This is a genomic window from Streptosporangium sp. NBC_01755 (assembly GCF_035917995.1).
Taxonomy (GTDB): domain Bacteria; phylum Actinomycetota; class Actinomycetes; order Streptosporangiales; family Streptosporangiaceae; genus Streptosporangium.
The window spans coordinates 4106993-4123713 of sequence record NZ_CP109131.1 but is presented as its reverse complement, the minus strand read 5'-3'; the positions used below and the strand labels follow the sequence as shown (position 1 = coordinate 4123713).

The following is a 16721-nucleotide window of genomic DNA, read 5'->3' as shown; positions in this document are numbered from 1 at the left end:
CCGAATGACCGCCCGCCGCCGCCTCAACCTCTCCAGCCACCCGGCGGCCCACCCCATCCACCCGACCCTCACCCCGGCACCCCCCACCACTTTCCCCAGGCAGGCCCCGGCACCTTTCCCCGAACACCCCCCGATATCCCCTTCCAAGCGGGTTCCAGCAACCTCCCCCGCACACCCTCCGACGCTCTCCGCCGAGCAGGTTCTGATGTTCCCCTCCGGACAACCCCCCACGCCATCCCCCGGCCGACACCGACGACCGGAGCAGGCCGTGACCACGGCCGCCGTGCCGTACCGGCGTGGAAGGCCACCGGGCACCCGTCCCCCCTCCGGCAGGCACACCCCGTACCGGCAGGGAGCGACGGCATGAACGGACGCGACCCCCAGCCCCGGCAGAGCGGGCGGCACCGGCAAGGAACGGCCACCGCGCAGGTCGACTCCCACCCCTGGGACCCGGCCGAACGCGCCGCCGCCGAACAACTCGACCAGATCGAGCCCGCCTGGACCGTCTGGTACGGCCCCGGCACCCGGCACTTCCACGCCGTCGCCGCCTGGCCCGCCCCCGAACCCCTGATCGTGCGGGCCCGCACCGCCGACGAACTACGCGGCCTGATGCGCGAGGCCGAACACACCACACCGCCGCCCCAAGGAGAGCCCATGCCCGAGACCCCGGACACCTCACCGACCCTGGACGCTCCACGCCCCCTGGACGACTCGCAGACTCCAGACGCCCCGCGCACCGTCTGCTGGGACTTACCACATGATCTGCCGATCGTCGGCAAGACCCGCGCCATGGTGCGCGAGACCCTCGCCGCCTGGGCGCTGCGCCACCTCGTCGACGACGCCGTCCTGGTGGTCGGCGAGCTGCTCGCCAACGCGATCATCCACGGCGAGCCCGTGGTCAGGCTCTCCCTGTGGGCGAACGCGGACGAGTTCCAGATCCAGATCACCGACCGGGGTCCCAGATGGCCCCGGCACCTCGCCCTCGACGCCGAGGCCATCCACGGCCGCGGCCTGGCGATCGTCAGAGCCCTCACCCACGACCACGGCGTCATTCCCCTCCCCGACCGCCCCGGCAAAACCGTCTGGGCCCGCTGGCACCTCCCCTGTCAGGACGGGTTTCAGGCGCAGGACACTAAGGCGTGATCCGGTAGATGTGGTGGGAGTACTCGGCGGCGAAGAAGTCGGCGAACCTGCCCTTGCCGTCGACGCGGACCGTCCGGTTCTCGAAGAGGACCTCGGCGCGCGCGGCCCGCACCCCGCGCGGCAGCGTGAACGTGCGCCTGCCCGGCGCAGCCTTCCCGCCGGGCATCGCGAAGACGTAGTACGAGCCCCGGTGGTATTTCAGCATGGTGTCGAGGCCGGGGCCGAAGCGGTGCGCGTACGACTGGGTGTTCAGCACTGGGGCCAGCTTCCCGATCCGCCGGTTGATCTCGGCCACCGCGGGCCTGACCGCCTTCCCGCACCCCTCGCGCAGCACGTGCTGGGAGTGGCAGGGGCCGCCGAAGTTGTGGTTGAAGTAGATGATGCCCCGGGCCTCGTGGATCAGCGAGCTCATCACCGCGCCCGTCACCTGGTCCGGCTGGATCGCTCGGGTGTCGTTCTCGGCCGGCCAGCCGACCTCGACGAAACCGTAGATCGGCTGGCGGCGGCCGTCCAACGCGTCCAGTTCGCGCTGACGGTCGATGACGGCGCCGTAGTTGGCGGCCCTGCGGCACCTGGCGACCGGCAGTGCCAGGAAGTTCTGCCCGTCCAGGCAGGCGCTCGCGCTGGTGTACCAGTAGACGTCGGCCGAGACGGCGTCGGTGAAGCGGTTGACGAACGCGGCGGCGTCCGCGTCCTTCTCCCACATCATCACGCCCTTGCCGTAGTTGGCGTAGTGGAGCCTTCCGTCGCCCTTCGGGAACCGGTCCTTCTGGGTGCGTAGAACAGTGAAACCGCATCCCTGCTCTTCCGGGACGCACAGGGTGCCCTCGCCGGGGTGGTTACCGGTCCACCGCGCGTCCCCCGCCTTCGCCCACATGTCGACCTCGTCGTCGAGCAGCCAGCCCACCGTCTCGCTGCCGTAGCCGGGCAGGGGGACGTTCGTCAGCGCCGACATGCCGTTCTTCCGCACCAGTGCCATGTCGCTGGTCTCGGTCAGCTCCACGTACGTGTTGATCCCCGCGGCCCTGTCCCTGTTCACATCGGCCTGGCTGATCACGGACTCGAACCAGACGCCGACCGGGAAGAACGACGGATTCGTCCAGCCCGCCGCAGTGGGTGCGGCAAACCGCCCGTAGTAGGCGGGACCGCCCTCCCACGGCACCCGCGCGGCCGTCGCCGGAGGGCCCTGGGCCGACCACGCGTGGCCGGTGGTCCGGGTAGAGCCCTCCGGCGCTCTCACCTCCGGCACGTCGCCCCGTGGCGGGGCACCGGGCGACGTATCCGCGAGCGGGCGCCTGGCCTGGTCGGCGGGCGCGTCGACCGAGCAGAACCCGAGCATCGCCATCGTCACCGAGGCGGCCCCCACCCCGACCAGCATCGGCAGCGGCCGCCTGGGCCGACGCCCCCTCACCCGTCCGCGCCTTCCAGCCCCCACGGCCTCGTCCCCCTCAACCCGGACCCGGTAGACGGCTCGGCGAGCGCCATCAGTTGTGCCGCACGCGACGACCAGGACGCGCCGAGCACGGACCCCCGCAGGTCGCCGGCCGGCCGCAGACCCCCCTCACGCAATGTCGCACGGACAGCGTCCAGGAAAAGGTCACCGCCTGCGGCGACTCTCACTCGATCGGCATAGTTCACGAGTTCCCGGAAATCGGTGCTGACCACCGGCAGGCCCAGCGCGAGATATTCCTTGAGTTTGATCGGGTTCGAATGCTTGATCCATGGATTGTCCAGCCACGGCATGATCGCGACATCGAACCCCGATCCGTAGGCGGGAATCCTTTCGTACGGCCTGAATCCGAGCCAGTGCACATTCGGATGGCGGGTGAGCCGTTCCATGGGGACCGTCGCGTCGCCGATCAGAACCAGCGACGCGTCGGGCAGTTCCACGGCTATCCGTTCGAGAAGGTCGAAGTCCACCAGATAGTCGTCCAGCGCGCCGAAGAAACCCACCCTCGGCCCGGGAATCGCGCGAAGGTCGGCGGGCTGTTCGCTCTCCGGGCGCCGCCGGAAATGGTCGGTGTCCACACCGTGGTCGAGGAAGTACGCGCGGTCCCCGGTCATCCGGCGCTCCTCGTCCATCAGCGCGGTGCTGACGTAGACCACGTGGTCGGAACGCTCCAGCAGCCCGCGTTCCAGCGCCTCGATGGTCGGCCGGTCGGACTCGGGGAACGACGAGTGCCGGTCGGAGCGGTTGAACACCAGCGCCTGCCTGCGCATCGGGCGCACCACGTCCCACGCCGTGGGGATGGTCACCATGATCACGGGCCGGTGCAGCCCCAGTGCCCGCGAGACGGCCAGCACCTGTGCCCGGACCAGCAGCGCGTTCACCCGCCTGACCAGCGGCGACCCGTAGAAGGGCAGCGGCAGCGGGGACATCACGTAGAAGCCGGGCAGCTCCGGTAGCGGCCTCCTGACGAGCATCGCGACGCTGCGCAGCTTGCGCCCGACGCGCCGCAGCACCTGCGTGGACCTGCCCGGCGTCGGCATCCGCATCCCGATGCTGTTGACCACGAGGACCTTCCTGTGGGCGGCGATCGAGCGCATGAGCTGGAAGTCCGAGTGCGCCCGGTTGTGGTACCACCAGTCCTGCGCCGAGAAGCACACGTAGCCGGGGGAGTCCGCCTGCCGGACAGGAGCCTCCTCCCGGGCCAGGGATGTCGTCTCACAGGTCGGAAGGGTCACCTCCCCAGCCGGGGGGGTCGCCTCACGGGTCGTGAGGGCCGCCTCCTCGCCGGGCCTGGGCGGCCACTCGCGCATCGCGATCAGCTGGCGCAGGGCGGCCCGGTGCCGCATGCCGCCCGCGCCGCCCCTGGCGACCGCGCGGACCAGCTCGTTGAGCCCGACGGCCAGCCGCATCAGCTGCCCGCGCGGGCGGCCGTACCGCTCGCGGTGCATCCGGACCCGGTTGGCCGCCGACAGCGCCCACAGCCGGCTTGAGGTGGACTGCTCGCCACCGAGATGCACGGCCTCGGCCCGGGGCTCGTATCGGACCGCGAACCCCGCCTCCCCGGCCCTGAGCATGTACTCGGTCTCCTCCGAGTAGAGGAAGTAGCGCTCGTCGAGGGGGCCCAGGGCGTCCAGACAGGCCCGGGAGACCATCCAGGCCGCGCCGGTCACCCAGTCGACGGTGTGCGGCCTGCCGTAGGCGGCCGGCTTCACGACCAGCTCGCCGAGCGGGTGGATCCGCCCGGCCCGCCGGCCGCCGAGCAGCGCCTCGCCCAGCGCCCTCAGCACGGTGGGACGCCTGCGCAGGGAGAGGTGGAGCTCGCCCGTCTCGGCGGTGAGGCGGGGGGCTGCGATCCCGGTTCCCGGTACGGCGAGCGCCTGCCTGAGCAGGGGCACCGAGCCTGGCGCGAGCCGGATGTCCGGATTCAGCACCAGCACGTCACAGCCGTCCGCGGCGGCGATGCCCGCGTTCACCCCGGCCGCGAAGCCGGCGTTGCGCCCGGTCTGGATCACCGCGGCCTCCGGCGCGGCCCCGCGCACCCGCTCGACGGTGTCGTCCGCCGAGGCGTTGTCCACCACCACGACCCGTGCCGGACCGGCACCGGCCAGCGCCGCCCCGAGCGAGCGCAGGCACCCCTCGACGACCTGGCCGCTCGAGTACGTGACGATCACTACGGCGAGCGGGGGCCGGGCCGGAACAGCCATGTCGGAGCCGTTTCTGGTGAGGGAGGATCGTGCCGGAGGGCTGGTCTCGCCGGGAGACGGGAGATCGCCGGTCATGTGCGGTGTCTCGATGTCAGGCGGGTGCGCAGGGCGCCGGCGAGGAGGGTGACCGCGAACGGCGCGTCGTCCCGCAGGTAGCGGCGGGCCAGACGGCGCGGTTCCAGGGCGAGCCGGTACAGCCATTCGGCCCCCATCCGCTGGACCGGTTCCGGGGCGCGGCGAAACCGCCCGGCCGCCATCGGGATCCCGGCTCCGCAGCCGAGGTACCAGGCGCCGGGCAGCTCGGTGCGGAGGGCGGCGATGATCCTTTCCTGCTTGGGGAAGCCCAGTCCGGCGAGGACGAGGTCCGGTGCGGCGGCGACCACCTCGGTGACCACCTCACGTACCCCCTCCGGCGTGCTCTCGAATCCGAAGGGGGGCGAGCAGGTGCCCGCCACGCGCAGTCCCGGAGAGCGTCCGGCGAGGACCCGGGCCGCGGCCTCCGGTATGCCGGGCTCCCCTCCGAGCAGGTAGACCGAGCGGTTCTCGCGCGCGGCGCGCCCGGCCAGGGAGTGCACGAGCGAGGCCCCGGTGATCCGGCAGGGAAGGGCCAGGCCGGCGAGCCTTGCGGCCCAGACCACCGGCATGCCGTCGGCAACCACGATCTCGGAGCGGGTGACCAGGTCGGCCAGAGCGGGATCGCGCGTGGCGGCGCGGACGATGTCGACGTTCGCGGTGACGATCGCGCCGCCACGTCCCCGCCGCCATTCCGCCGCCACGTGGTCGAGCAGCTCCGCCTCGTCGACCGCCATGACCTCGACCGCGCCGATCGGGACATGCGCGAATCCCGCCCCGGCGCCATTCCCGCCGGAGGACCCGCCCGGTCCGGCACCGTCCGGAGGCTCGGCCGAACCGTTCTGGCGCCCGGTCTCCCCCGAGGTCACCGGGCATGCCGCAGAACCGGGCGGCCCATCCGCGAGCGGGATGTTCCCGGCACTGTTTTCTCCTTCTCTGTGTCCGGAAGGTTGCAAATTGTTTTCCCTTTCTCGATGGCCGAAAGGTTCCAAAGTCGGAAAGATGGGCACATGAGAGTCGAACGAGGCGAGATAGATGGTGTCCTGTTGTTCATTCCGACCCAGCGCAGGGACGGCCGCGGGCTGTTCACCCGCACCTTCGACACCGCGCTCGCCGCCGCCCACGGACTGCGGCCCGCCGCGTTCGTCCAGGACAGCCAGTCGCGGTCCCGGCGAGGGACGATCAGGGCACTGCACGGCCGGGGCGGACAGGGGGAGGCCAAGCTCGTCAGGTGCGCCCGAGGCGCCGTGTACGACGTGCTCGTCGACGCCCGGCCGGGCTCGGCGACCTTCGGCCGCCAGATGTCGATGGTGCTCGACGATGAGATGTTCGTTCACCTCTACGTTCCTCCTGGCTTGTTACACGGCTATCAGGCACTGACCAATCAGGCGGACGTCTGCTACCGGATCGACCGGGAGTACGACCCCGCCGAGGACCTCACGGTCCGCTACGACGATCCCGATCTCGACATCCGGTGGCCGATGTCGGTCACCGCGATCAGCGAACGCGATCTGGCCGCGGGTTCCTGGGCGGACCTGCGCGCTCGGCTGGTCGGTTGACCTCCTCACGTGGCTTCTCGACGGGGCTTCTCGACACTGGGCCTCTCGACACTGGGCCTCCCGACACTGGGCCTCTCGACGGCTTTCTCAGGCAGCCGGGTGCCGCGCAGCAGCGAGCCCGCGGCTCCGATGATCAGGAACGACAGGCCGGTCACGGTCGCGAACGAGCGCAGGTCGAACGTGGCCGCCCCGACCAGGGGGACGACCAGGCACGCGGCCAGGGCAAGCCCGAGGTCCCGCACGGCGGGGTCGGAGCTGAGGCGGCGGGCGCGCAGCGCCGCCCAGAGGCCGGTCAGGAAGATCCCGGAAAAGGTGACCAGGCCGACGACCCCGGTCTCCACCAGCGACAGGATGTACTGGTTGTCGAAGATCAGGTGCTTCGGCGCGTACCAGGTGCCCAGCCCCCTGCCGAGCCAGGGGTGGTTCCCGATCTCGGTGGCCGCCACCGCGTAGTCGTGGGTCCTGTACTGGATGCTCGAATCACTGGACAGGCTGGTGAACAGCCCGAGGAACACGCTGAGCAGGCCGGGTACGGCCACCTTCATCACCGCCAGGAATCCAGCGCCGCCCAGTGCCGCCCACAGCCGCCTGCGCGCGGGCCAGCCCGCGAGGAGCACCGCGCCGACGACGGCGACTCCGAGGACCGCCGACCGCGACACGGAGAACATCAGCCCGGCGCCGATCAGCGCGGAGCAGGCCCACCACCGAAGGGAGGGCTCGCCCCGATCGCGGGCACCGAACGCGTAGTGCAACGCGACAGGAATGATCATCGCGCAGACGACACCTAGTTCGATGGGGTGCCCCGTGGTGCCCGCGACCCGGCGCAGGGTGTTCCGTTCGAGGATCGCCGGCAGGTCCGAGGTGAACCGGAAGCCGGGAAAGGCCAGATATTTGGTCAGGTCGAATTCGAGCACGAACTGGAGCGCCGCGATCACCCCGACGGCCGCGCCACAGACCACGAGACACTTCAGGACGAAGTCGAGCCGCTCCCGGCCCCGGATGCCGTCGCACGCCCCGAGCCCGATGCCCACCGTCGCCACGACGAGGACGATGCCGTGGTCGGCCATGTTGAGCTCGTCGGGCGGCAGGTACCCGGCGCCGGCGTACCCGTAGGTGGCCAGCATCGCGACCGCGTACGCGAACAGCGCGGTACGCACCGGGTTGGCGCCCTTTGCGGCGCCCAGCGTGGTGGTGAGGTGCGCGCAGAACCACCACAACGCGGCGAAGAGACCGACCGCGTCGGCCGGTGTGAGCGAGAAGGGCACGCCGCGGAAGACCAGCCGCGCGGGAACCAGCATCAGGACCACGGCGAACGCGGCGGCCAGGGTGGCCCCGTCGGCGCTGCGGAGACCGGGGCGATCGAGGGAGGCGGGGACCATGGGGGCTCTCAACGCCGCAGCAGGGATGGCTCGGCGGGCAGCCCGGACGGCGGCGCCGCGCTCCCCCTGCCCCTCCGCCTCCGGGCGTCGAGGAAGCTCTCCAGGGAGAACACCGCGGCGAGGCCGGCGAGCACCCCGAGAAGCAGGGCCGCGGCGGCTCCGCGCGTCTTCCCCGTGCGCTGGGGCTGCGGCTCCGTCGGCGGCACCATCTCGTTCATCGTGATGTAGGTCACCGGGGGCGCGTTCAGCTGCCTCTGGCGACCGGCCAGCTCGATCCTCGCGCGGTCCCTGACCCGCATCACGATGTCCAGGGCCTCGGCCGGTGACCTGCTCGTGCCCTCGATGTACACGAAAGGCCCGCCGTCCAGCGACTCCGGATTGGTGCTGCCGTTGGTGACCGTGAAGGTGGTGTCGCCATCGGGCCGCACGCCGAGCGACTCCACGGTCTCGGGCGCGCTGATCACCTGGATGAGGATCGAGGCGGACATGCTCAGGCCCCAGTCGAAGTTCAGCAGGGGGTTGGTCAGCCCGTTGGGGCGGCCCGGGTCGCTCGGCAGGCTTCCGCCGGTGGGCGGGATGGTGAGCACCAGCACCGCGTTCGAGACGTAGAGCGTCGGAATCGACGAGTAGACGCCCGCCGCGGCACCGATGGAGAGCAGGAACGCCGGCAGGGCGACATACCAGCGCCTCAACACGATGAGCACTGTCCCCCAGAAGTCCACGCCTTCCCCTTCCCGGCCGCTTCCTGGCTGCATGGAGGCCGCCGGGTCGCGGAACCGCACGGTTCCCCGGCCGGTGACCAGGTCCTCTATCGCTTGCCTCGCCCACCTCTCACACCGTCTGCTCCTCCCGCCCCTCGCACCCCTCGCCGCTCTCGGGCTTTCCTGCGCGGTCATCGTGGTCCGCCTCGCCGTCCCCGTCGGCCGTGATCTCCCCCGTGGCCGGGGACGGCTCCCCCGTGGCCGTGATCTCCCCCGTGGCCGGGGACGGCTCCCCCGTGGCCGTGATCTCCCCCGTGGCCGGGGACGGCTCCCCCGTGGCCGTGATCTCCCCCGTGGCCGGGGACGGCTCCCCCGTGGCCGTGATCTCCCCCGTGGCCGGGGACGGCTCCCCCGTGGCCGTGATCTCCCCCGTGGCCGGGGACGGCTCCCCCGACCGACCGCCGCCGGACCTCAACCGGAACACCCTGCGGCGCTCCACGACGTACACGGCACCGAGGCCGAGGGCGACGACGAGGAACGCGGCCCCGCCCATGGCCTGCCACGTGCCGCTCCGGTCCACCACGGGATAGGCGGGCGGCACCACCTCGACGAGCCCGATGAAGGTGGAGAGAGGGGCGCCGAGCATCTCCTGCCTGCGGATCAGCTCGGTCCGCAGGCGGAGCTGGGTCCTGGCCATGACGGTGCGGGAGAGGTCGGCGGAGTCGCTCCTCACCTCCACGTACACGAACGGGCCGTTCATGAGGATGCCCAGCATGCTGGGGTTGGTACGCCCGTCGTTGATCGTCAGCTCGACGGGGCCGTCCTTCACGACGCCCAGCTCCGCCGCGACCGCCTCGGTGTTCATGGACAGGATGAGGATGCCCGCCGTGGTCCGGAGGCCGTCGCTGAACTGCAGCAGCGGGTTGCTCCGCCCCAGCGGCTTGGCCGGGTCCGTCGTCCCTCCCGCGGGGGGCGTGGTCAGCACCATGGAGGTGCTCGCCAGGTAGCGCGGGGGCACCAGGAAGAAGACGGCCACGGCGCCGAGAAGCGCCAGGCCGACCAGTGGAAACCCGACCCGCTTCCTTCTGGCGAGGTCGAGGATGGTCCTCCAGAACTCCACTACGTCTTCCCCGCTCCCCCGAGCGCGCCGGACGCCCGGGACACGATGCGTATTGGTCGCGGCACACGAACTCCTTGTCACTACTGCGGTGTGGTGGTGGCCGGCTTCTTGTCACCACTGCGGTGTGGCGGTGGCCGGGGGTCCGCCGCTCACCCGACCCTGGCCAGCGCCTCCGCCTCGTACTCCAGCGCCAGTTCCTCCGGCATCGGGTCGAGGTCGGCACAGCGCACGAAGTCGCGCAGGGTGGTACCGGTGCACGCCGCGTCCACGTTGCGCGCGCCGCGGCGGCCGCGCACGTCGTCGATGTGCACGGTGCGGAAGTCGATGCTGAAGCGGGTCCTGCCCGAGGTGTTGGGCACCGTGGAGTGCAACTGGGCGCCGGAGAACACCATGACGCCCCCTGGCTCGGGCACCACCCGCACCTGCGGATCGAGCACGACGCTCTCCTCCGGCCTGGGCTGCTCCCTGCTGTCGCCGCGCACGTGCCGGGCGGCGGTGAGCCGGCTGGTCCTGTTCCACTCGGCGTAGTCGTAGCGCGCGCTGCCGTTGCGCACCGGGCTGCCGAAGTACTGGGGGTGGAAGGCCATCACGTTCTCCGGGACCACCTCGTAGACGGGGATCCACCAGTTGAGCTGGTTGAAGGGGGCGGAGTACCAGCAGTCCCGATGGGGGTGGAAGGCGTAGGAGATCCCGGAGGTGAGGTAGTCGTGGGAGGTGGAGGTGCGCAGCCGGGGCACGTCGAAGTAGGTCCGGTCCAGGTCGCAGCCCAGCTCCTGCAGAACCGCGGGCAGCAGTTCCTTGCACCGGGGGTGGTGGATGAACCGTGGCTTGAGCCGGGCCAGCAGGTCGGCGAACTCCTCGACAGGCATGTCGAACTGGGCGGTCTCCGGGTCGCGCTCGCCGAACGCCTCGGCGGTCATCTCCCTGGCGAAGGCCGCCAGCAGGGCGGAGGCGGGCGTCGCCGAGTAGACGAAGACCTGCCCCTGGTAGAGCAGTTCCCTGCGCGTGTCGTCGTCCACCACGCTGTTGGAGAAGACGGTGGTCACGGTGGTTCTCCTTTCTGCGGATCTCTGAAACGGACGGCCGGGGGAGCTCTCTCACCGCCCGCCGGGGACGAGTCCCGAGGCGATCAGGGCGAGCCTGCGCCCCCGGCGGGCCGCGGTGAGCCGCTGGCGGCGCACGTACATGCCGAGGACCGCCGCGCGGGCGCGACGGTGCTGCTCGTCGGTGAGGCCGGCCTCCCGCAGCCAGCGGAGCAGTTCCCCGCACTGCAGGAGGGTGGAGCAGCGGGCCCGCCAGGGCGGCACGTCGAGGCGGCGGGCGATCGCCGACAGGGTGTCGTGCTTCCAGTTGCGGTGGGCGAGGACATCTGGGACGTGCCCCCACGGTCCGGCCAGCGCCAGCTTCGCGGCGAACACCTCGTCCTCGCGGAGCATGTTCCGCCGGGGAATCCGCGCCAGCGGCTCGCGCCGCAACAGGCCGTAGAGCGGGTCGATGAGCAGGTGGCTCTCGTTGAGCAGCCGCAGCATCTCGGTGAACCGCTCGACCGGGTCGTCCGAGGCCAGCCCCGTCCTCTCCAGGGGGGCTGTCGCGACCATCTTGTCGGGTCCGGTGTAGGCGACCTGCGTGGTGACCAGGACGAGCCGGTCGTCCTCGGCGAAAGCCCGCAGGGAGCGGGAGAGGCACGCGGGCTCCAGCCGGTCGTCGTCGCCGACCCAGCGGAAGAACTCGCCTTCGACCAGCTCGACGGTACGGACGAAGTTGTCGAACAGGCCCACGTTCTCCGGATGCCTGCGGTAGACGATCCGGCTGTCGGTCGCGGCCAGGTCTCGGCAGATCTCCTCGGTGCCGTCCGTGGACGCGTTGTCGGAGATCACCAGCTGGAGGCGCTCGTGGTCCTGGCCGAGGACCGAGCGGACGGCACCCTCGATCCGCCCGGCGCCGTCGCGCACGGGAAGCACGATGGACACCAGCGTGTCGGAGTTCGGCATCCGGTCTCTTCCTCTCCTCGGTGGTTTGAAGGCTTTTGTCGGTGGTTCAGCGGGCTCTGGCCGGCGGTCGAAGGCTTTTGTCGGTGGTTTGAAGGCTCTTGTCGGTGGTTCAGCGGGCGGGAACCGCCCGCGCACCGAGCTGTCTGAGCCGTGCCGCAGGTACGGCGAGCAGAACGTAGGCGAGCAGTCCTCCGCCGCCGGCCACGCAGAGCCGGACGAACGGGGAGCCGTCCATCACCCCGGCGAGCGCCACGATGACCGCCGCCGCGCCCGCGGCGCCCAGCAGCGGGCGGACCAGGGCCGGAAGCACCGGTGCCAGGCGCACCCCCGCGCGGCTCAGCATCAGTGCCGCCAGCGGCAGGGCGACCAGGAGGCCGGCCAGCGCGTGACCGATCGCCGCGCCGCGGATGCCGTACCAGTGCGTGCCCGCCCACAGCGCGGGCACCAGCGCCACGGCCCAGCCGAGGTTCATCCACACGGTGGCCCTGGTCGCGCCCGCCGAGGTGAGGACGTCGAAGGCGAGGGAGGTGAGCATCCGCACGACCAGCAGGACCGCGAGCAGCGCCAGGACCCCGGCGGCCGGCGCCCACTTCTCGCCGTAAAGGAACGCCACGATCTCCGGTGCCAGCGTGGCCGTCACGACGGCGACCGGGAGCACGAACGCGACCAGCAGCGGTACCGAGCGTTGCACTCCCAGCGAGAGCGACTCGGGCCGCTGCTCGGCCAGCCTGGAGAAGCTGGGTACCGTGACGTAGCGCAGGGCGGTCCCGATCACGCTGGGCACCCAACTGGAGACATTGAAGGCCAGCAGGTAGAAGCCGAGCGCTGCGGGGCCGAGCACGGCGCCGACGATGACGTAGTCGGCGTTCATCAGCACCGCCTCGATGCCGAGGCCCAGGGCCAGCGGCGCGCCGAACCTCAGGAGCCTGGCCGCGACCTCCCGGTCGAAGCCCAGACGGAACGGCAGCCCCGCCCAGGCGAGCACCAGCGCGCCGGTGACCGCATTGGCCGTGACCTGCCCGCAGGCGAAGCTGTAGGCCCCGGCTCCGTTCGCGGCGAGCGTGACGGCCACCGCGGCGTTGACCAGCGAGCCCGCGATGTTGGCCTTGATCAGCCTGTCGTGCCCGAACCCGCGCATCAACGTGCCCGCCCGCACCGCGGTGACACCGTCGATGAGGATGATCGCGGTGAGCAGCCGGACCACCGGGGTCGCCTCAGCGCTCCCCGCCAGCTCCGCGAAGTACGGGGCCACCACCCAGAAGATCCCGTATATCCCGGTGCTGAACGCCAGGGCCATGACCGTCGCCGTCGGCGCCATGTCCTCGACCCTGCCCCGCCACTGCACGGTGGCGGCGATGATGCCGACGTCGTTGACGTGCATGACGAAGGTGGTCGCGGCGAGCGCGATGGCGTAGAGGCCGAAGTCCTCCGGTACGAGCAGCCGGGCGAGCACCAGTCCCATGACGAAGGTCGTCGCCTTGGTGCCGAGGTTGCCCAGGAGGCTCCAGCGCAGCCCGCGACCGGCTTTCCTGCCGATCGTCCCGACCTGCTCGACGGCCGTGCCGTCGGTACCGTCGGCGGTGCCGACGGTACCGACCGCGCCTGCCACGCCTGCCACGCCGGTCTCGCCTGCCGCGCCGCGACCGCCGCGATCACCGCGATCACCGCGACCGTCGCGATCACCGGCGTCCTCGCCCTGTCGCTGGTTCATCCGTGCCTTCCGCCTGTCTTGTGGGGTGATCGGCTCAGCTGGGCTCCTCGACGCGTTCGAGCCAGATCTCCCGCCAGAACGGCACGAACTCGCGCGGGCAGCTGACGTTGTACGCGCCCGCGCAGATGACGCCGTCCAGGACGATGCAGGGGTTCTTCATCTGCAGCATCCGGCCGGTCTTCTCATCCAGGCACCGCTCGACGCGGGCGCTCACCCGCGCGACGTGCCCGCAGTAGCGCGACATCTCCTCCTCGAACCCCATGCCGCGGTTGAGCAGGTCGTCGTTGAGCGTCTGGAGGATCTCCTCCTTGGACCTGACCCGGACGAGCTCTCCTGGACGCAGGTCCAGGGTCCGCGTCGGGGTGGTGGGACCGGCCTCGCCCTTGACGAACCCCCAGCGCAGCCCGCCCCTGATCCACAGTCGGCTGGGCAGGAACCGCCTGCTGGCCTGCTGGAAGCGGTTGAACAGCCCGACGAGGAACGAGCGCAGCATCCAGGGCACGCCCACGTTCCCCGTCCGCACGTCGGCGACGTACTGCCCGACGTCCTTGAACGGCAGACAGGTGGGCGCGGCGCGCAGCAGTTCGGTCGCCTGGCAGGAGAAGCGCTCCTCCCCGCCCGGTCCCGGTTCCTTCCTGGTCGCGGCCTGCAGGATCGGCAGCAGGGGCCGGCCCGCGGCGAGGTCGTGCTCGGTGACCGGGGTGACCGGGGAGGCCGGATCCACCCGCTTGAGCCAGGACTCCTTCCAGTAGAACTGGCAGGCCGTCTGGCAGCCGCCGTGTGCCTGCCCGTCGCAGCGGGCCCCGGTCAGGTGGACCGCCCGCTCCATCCGCCGCATGCCGCTGCTGCTGATCGTGTCGCAGAGCTTGTGCGCCACCTTGTGCACGGTGAGCCGCCGCCCGCAGAAGGCCAGCATCTCCGGCATGAAGGGCAGCGCGTCCAGCTCCCCTCTCGCGTCCAGGGTGGCCATGATCTCGACCTCGCTGAGCACCTCCACCGTCTCGCCGACCCGGAGGTTGAGCGTTCCGGTGCCCGTGCCGGACTGTTGCCGTGTCATTTCCCGCACTCCTTGAGCAGTCCCGCGCCGCACAGTGCCCGTGCCGCGTCCGCCACCGCGGCGAAGGGCAGATCGGATCGTTCGGCGACGTCCAGGAGGCTGTGCTCTCCGTCGGAGAGGTTCAGCACCCACAACATCGCCATCTGGGCCTCCTGCGTGTCGCTGCGCCCGCCCAGTGCCCCGTACAGGCCCCGCCGGCCCAGCTGCGGCTCCCCGTGGGGGCTGAGGTTGAGATAGGCGCGGTTGCCGTCAAGCACCCGGGTGACCTCCCAGCAGGTCTCCAGGGTGTCGGCCATCGCCTCCGGGGAGACGAAGTCCGGATTGTCGGCGGAGGTGTGATATTCCGGGTAGCCCGCGTAGGGGGTCCTGGTGAGCGAGCCGACGGGCAGGTCGAAGCCGGGCGAGCAGAACTGCCGCTCGTCGTAGCCGTAAGGGGAGAAGTCCACGACCGCGTGGTCACGCCCCGAGGTCCTCAGGACATGCCGTACGGCGCGGTCGATTTCGGCGTCGCCCCGCCTGCTGCGCTTGTAGGTCAGCGGGCCGCGATCCCCCGCGCAGGCCAGCACCAGGCCGTGCCTGATCCGCCCCGCGCGTTCCCGGTTGCGCGCCAGCCAGGTGATCGCGCCGATGGTGCCGGGAGCGAACAGGAAGCGGTAGGTGTACCACGGGTCGGCCTCGGCCAGCCGTCGTGCGAGCCCGACCGCCACGGCGATGCCCGCCAGGTTGTCGTTGGCCAGCGAGGGATGGCACACGTGGCAGGAGACGAGCACCTCCTCGGGGACCCGGCCGGGCACCACGTGCTCGCCGTAGGTCAGGTGGCCGTTGGCGAGCGTAGAGTCGATCATGACCTCGTACGGCCCGTCGGGCAGGCCCGCAAGGGTGTCGTGGGCCAGGCAGAAGCCCCACGTCTCCGCGTAGTAGCCGGTCCGGTAGGGGATCAGCCCCGGCTGCCCGGGCAACGTGTGCAGGTGGGGCCGGAGCTCGTCCAGGGTCATGGTGGCCGACACCGGGACGCTGTAGCCGACCACGTGCAGGTTCGACGCGGCGAAGTCGACGACCCTGGCACCGGAGGCGTCCTTGACGTAGGCGTCGCGGATGTTCCACTCCCTGGGCACCGTCCAGTCGAGGACCCGGGTCCCCGTCGGCACCTCGCGGACCTGCAGGCAGAGGGACTCCGCGACGATCTCCAGGGTGCGGCGCACACCGTCGCCGGTGATGCTCCTGCAGAGCGGGTAGAGCCGCTCCACCAGGGCGTGCATCTCGCGCCCCTCGCCGTCATCGGTCATCTTCCACCGCCCCCGCCCCCGCCGCTTCGCGCGGGCGCAGCGCGCCGTCGACGGTTCCGGCCTCGCGCCGGGCCGACAGCCACGCCAATCTGGTGAAGCGGCGCCGGAAGCCGTCCTCCGTCAGGCCGAACCGCCGGTACGCCTCGACCAGCTGGAGCGCGCCCGCCTTGATCGTCCACAGCGCCCGGTAGCCGGGGAGCGCGTCGCGGATGCGGGAGAAGTCGACCCGGTAGGAGCGCGGGTCGGCCCCGGTCTCCCCGGTGATCACGACCCGGGCCTCCGGCACCGCCTCGGCGACCTCGGCGGCGATCTCCGCCACCGTCAGGTTGTTCTCCTCCGTGCCGACGTTGAACGCCCTGGCATGGACGGCGTCGCGCGGGGCGGCCAGCACCATGGCGAAGGCGTTCGCGATGTCGGCGGCGTGCACCAGCGGGCGCCACGGGGTGCCGTCGGACAGCACCCTGACCTCCCCGGACAGCAGCGCGTGCCCGGCGAGGTTGTTCAGCACGATGTCCGCGCGCAACCTGGGCGAGAACCCGAAGGCGGTGGCGTTGCGCAGGAACACCGGGCTGAAGTCCCCGTCGGCCAGCTCGAACAGGTCGCTTTCTACCCTGACCTTGGAGTCGGCGTAGGGGGTCACCGGGCGCAGCGGCGCGTCCTCGTCGACCAGGTCATCGCCTGAGGCGCCGTAGACCGAGCAGGTGGAGGCGTACAGGAACCGGCGCACGCCCGCGTCGCGGGCCAGCCTGGCCAGGCGCACCGCGGCGCGGTGGTTGATGTCGTAGGTCAGCTCGGGTGCCAGCGCGCCCAGCGGGTCGTTGGACAGCGCGGCGAGGTGCACCACCGCGTCCATCCCCGCCAGGATCTCGGGGGTGACGTCCCGCAGGTCGACCGCGTGTCCTGGCGGGTCGCCGGGCGCGGGACCCAGCACGCATCCGGCGAAGAGCCCGGAGTCGAGCCCGGTCACCTCGTGGCCCGCGGCGACGAGCACCGGGGCCATCACACTCCCCAGGTAGCCCTGGTGCCCGGTCAGCAGCACGCGCATCCG

14 protein-coding genes are annotated in these 16721 nt (G+C 71.4%); 2 read left to right on the top strand and 12 right to left on the bottom strand.

What is annotated here, in order from left to right; translation table 11 throughout:
- Nucleotides 1–363: 363 nt before the first annotated feature.
- The gene (locus tag OG884_RS19795; protein WP_326634974.1) at nt 364–1143 is read left to right on the top strand and encodes an ATP-binding protein; all 780 of its coding nucleotides are present in this window, start codon (nt 364–366) and stop codon (nt 1141–1143) included.
- Here OG884_RS19795 and OG884_RS19790 read toward each other — a convergent pair.
- From OG884_RS19790 to OG884_RS19780, 3 genes are read right to left on the bottom strand one after another with little or no spacing between them, the layout of a single operon-like run.
- On the bottom strand, nt 1133–2554 hold the full coding sequence (locus OG884_RS19790) for a hypothetical protein (RefSeq protein WP_326634972.1): 1422 nt from the start codon (nt 2552–2554) through the stop codon (nt 1133–1135). The two genes, OG884_RS19795 and OG884_RS19790, sit on opposite strands and share 11 nt — an antisense overlap.
- The gene (locus OG884_RS19785; RefSeq protein ID WP_326634970.1) at nt 2551–4872 is read right to left on the bottom strand and encodes a glycosyltransferase; all 2322 of its coding nucleotides are present in this window, start codon (nt 4870–4872) and stop codon (nt 2551–2553) included. Before OG884_RS19785 ends, OG884_RS19790 begins: the two co-directional genes overlap by 4 nt.
- Entirely contained in the window at nt 4869–5738 is an 870-nt protein-coding gene (locus OG884_RS19780) for a WecB/TagA/CpsF family glycosyltransferase (RefSeq protein WP_326634969.1), read from the bottom strand. The genes OG884_RS19785 and OG884_RS19780 overlap by 4 nt, the downstream gene beginning before the upstream one ends.
- A 141-nt stretch (nt 5739–5879) precedes the next feature.
- Between OG884_RS19780 and OG884_RS19775 the strand changes: the two genes are divergently transcribed.
- On the top strand, nt 5880–6428 hold the full coding sequence (locus tag OG884_RS19775) for a dTDP-4-dehydrorhamnose 3,5-epimerase family protein (RefSeq protein WP_326634967.1): 549 nt from the start codon (nt 5880–5882) through the stop codon (nt 6426–6428).
- Between the two features lie 5 nt (nt 6429–6433).
- On the opposite strand, the gene OG884_RS19770 is transcribed toward OG884_RS19775, so the two are convergent.
- From OG884_RS19770 to OG884_RS19730, 9 genes are all read right to left on the bottom strand, one after another.
- Nucleotides 6434–7807: an O-antigen ligase family protein gene (locus OG884_RS19770; RefSeq protein ID WP_326634965.1), complete on the bottom strand. Its 1374-nt coding sequence runs from the start codon at nt 7805–7807 to the stop codon at nt 6434–6436.
- Between the two features lie 8 nt (nt 7808–7815).
- Nucleotides 7816–8529, bottom strand: coding sequence for a hypothetical protein (locus OG884_RS19765; RefSeq protein ID WP_326634963.1), 714 nt, complete (start codon nt 8527–8529; stop codon nt 7816–7818).
- 109 nt (nt 8530–8638) lie between these two features.
- A complete protein-coding gene (locus OG884_RS19760) occupies nt 8639–9628 on the bottom strand; it encodes a hypothetical protein (RefSeq protein WP_326634961.1) in 990 nt (329 codons plus the stop codon).
- 149 nt (nt 9629–9777) lie between these two features.
- A complete protein-coding gene (locus OG884_RS19755; protein WP_326634959.1) occupies nt 9778–10674 on the bottom strand; it encodes a hypothetical protein in 897 nt (298 codons plus the stop codon).
- A gap of 51 nt (nt 10675–10725) precedes the next feature.
- Entirely contained in the window at nt 10726–11619 is an 894-nt protein-coding gene (locus tag OG884_RS19750; RefSeq protein ID WP_326634957.1) for a glycosyltransferase family 2 protein, read from the bottom strand.
- 109 nt (nt 11620–11728) lie between these two features.
- The gene (locus OG884_RS19745; RefSeq protein ID WP_326634955.1) at nt 11729–13330 is read right to left on the bottom strand and encodes an oligosaccharide flippase family protein; all 1602 of its coding nucleotides are present in this window, start codon (nt 13328–13330) and stop codon (nt 11729–11731) included.
- Between the two features lie 34 nt (nt 13331–13364).
- Nucleotides 13365–14387, bottom strand: coding sequence for a hypothetical protein (locus tag OG884_RS19740; protein ID WP_326634953.1), 1023 nt, complete (start codon nt 14385–14387; stop codon nt 13365–13367).
- Complete coding sequence (locus OG884_RS19735; RefSeq protein ID WP_326634951.1) at nt 14384–15673, bottom strand: DUF4910 domain-containing protein; 1290 nt, start codon at nt 15671–15673, stop codon at nt 14384–14386. The genes OG884_RS19740 and OG884_RS19735 overlap by 4 nt, the downstream gene beginning before the upstream one ends.
- Nucleotides 15663–16718, bottom strand: a complete 1056-nt coding sequence (locus tag OG884_RS19730) for an NAD-dependent epimerase/dehydratase family protein (protein WP_326634949.1) — start codon at nt 16716–16718, stop codon at nt 15663–15665. Before OG884_RS19730 ends, OG884_RS19735 begins: the two co-directional genes overlap by 11 nt.
- Nucleotides 16719–16721: the final 3 nt, after the last annotated feature.